Source organism: Stenotrophomonas sp. PS02289 (genome assembly GCF_029960115.1).
Lineage (GTDB): Bacteria > Pseudomonadota > Gammaproteobacteria > Xanthomonadales > Xanthomonadaceae > Stenotrophomonas.
The window spans coordinates 1-1,886 of record NZ_JASCOZ010000316.1 but is presented as its reverse complement, the minus strand read 5'-3'; the positions used below and the strand labels follow the sequence as shown (position 1 = coordinate 1,886).

At 63.3% G+C, this 1,886-nt stretch carries 1 protein-coding gene; it reads right to left on the bottom strand.

The features are described 5' to 3' along the window. Window positions 1–119 precede the first annotated feature (119 nt). Complete coding sequence (locus tag QMX83_RS21310; protein WP_282298620.1) at window positions 120–1,784, bottom strand: MFS transporter; 1,665 nt, start codon at window positions 1,782–1,784, stop codon at window positions 120–122. Between the last annotated feature and the right edge of the window lie 102 nt (window positions 1,785–1,886).

Sequence of the window (1,886 nt, the reverse complement as noted above, 5' to 3'; positions counted from 1 at the left end):
TGGCTCTACGGTCTGGAGCCAGCGTAGAGCCACGCCCTGCGTGGCTTCGGGGATTCCAAACGACGAAAGGGCCGTGGTTTGCACCACGGCCCCTCGCTTTCATCCAACCTGGATCACCGTTATTTGGTGATATCCACGTCCTTGGTTTCCTTCAGGAACAGACCACCGACCACGACCGTCATCAGCGCGATGATGATCGGGTACCACAGGCCGTAGTACAGGTTGCCGGTACCGGCCACCAGCGCGAACGAGATCGCCGGCAGGAAGCCACCGAACCAGCCGTTACCGATGTGGTACGGCAGCGACATCGAGGTGTAGCGGATGCGGGTCGGGAACAGTTCGACCAGGTAGGCGGCGATCGGGCCGTACACCATGGTCACGTACAGCACCAGGATCCACAGCATCAGGATGGTGCCCGGGATGTTGATGCGCGAACCGTCGGCCTTGGCCGGATAACCGGCTGCGGTCAGTGCGGCCTTCAGGTCAGCCCCGAACGCGTCCGCCTTGGCCTTGCCTTCTTCCTTGGTCAAACCGGCGGCCTCGTACGAGGTCACGCTCGCGGTGCCCACGTTCACCATCGCCAGCGAACCGGCGGCGGCAGGCTGCACGTCGTACGGCACACCCGCCTTGGTCAGCGCGGCGGTGGCCACGTCGCAGGAGCTGGTGAACTTGCGCAGACCGACCGGATCGAACTGGAACGAACAGGTGGACGGATCAGCGACAACGAGTGCCGGCGAAGAGGCACGGGCTTCTTCGATGGCCGGGTTGGCGAAGTGGGTCAGGCCCTTGAAGATCGGGATGTAGGTCACGGCCGCCAGCAGACAGCCGGCCAGGATGATCTTCTTGCGGCCAATACGGTCGGACAGCCAGCCGAAGAAGATGAAGAACGGCACGCCCAGCGCCAGCGCGGCGGCGATCAGCAGGTAGGAGGTGGTGGCTTCGACCTTCAGCATGCTGCTCAGGAAGAACAGCGCGTAGAACTGACCGCCGTACCACACCACCGCCTGACCGGCGGCCGCACCCAGCAGCACCAGCAGCATCAGCTTCAGGTTGCCGCCCTTGAGGCTGTCACGGAACGGGGTCTTGGAGCCCTTGCCTTCGGCCTTCATCTGCTGGAACAGCGGCGATTCGCTCAGCTGCAGGCGGATCCACACCGAAATACCCAGCAGCACGATCGAGACCAGGAACGGAATACGCCAGCCCCAGGCTTCAAAGGCTTCGTTACCCAGGAAGTAGCGGCAGGCCAGGATGATCAGCAGCGACATGAACAGGCCGAGCGTCGCGGTGCACTGGATGAAGCTGGTGTACAGACCGCGCTTGTCGTCCGGCGCATGCTCGGCCACGTAGGTGGCGGCACCGCCGTATTCACCGCCCATCGCCAAGCCCTGGGCCAGGCGCAGGATGATCAGGATCACCGGCGCGGCGAAACCGATCGAGGCGTAGTTGGGCAGCACACCGACCAGGAAGGTCGAGATACCCATGATCAGGATGGTCACGAGGAAGGTGTACTTGCGGCCGATGCGGTCGCCGAGGCTGCCGAAGAAGGCCGCGCCGAACGGACGCACGAAGAAGCCGGCAGCGAAGGCCAGCAGGGCGAAGATCATGCCCGTGGTTTCGTTGACGCCGCTGAAGAACTGTTTGGCGATGATCGCGGCAAGCGACCCGTACAGGAAGAAGTCATACCACTCGAACACCGTGCCGAGGCTCGATGCAAAAATGACTTTCTTGTGTCCCTTGGTCAGGGACCCCGCGGGATCGTGCGCGGTACTAGGTGTGCTGGACATGAGACGCTTCCCCTCCGAAGCATGGTGGTGGGGGGGGGGGGGGGGGGGGGGGGGTTGTGTTTTTTGTTTTTAAAATAAAGACGCCCCCCCCCCGCCCGGAGA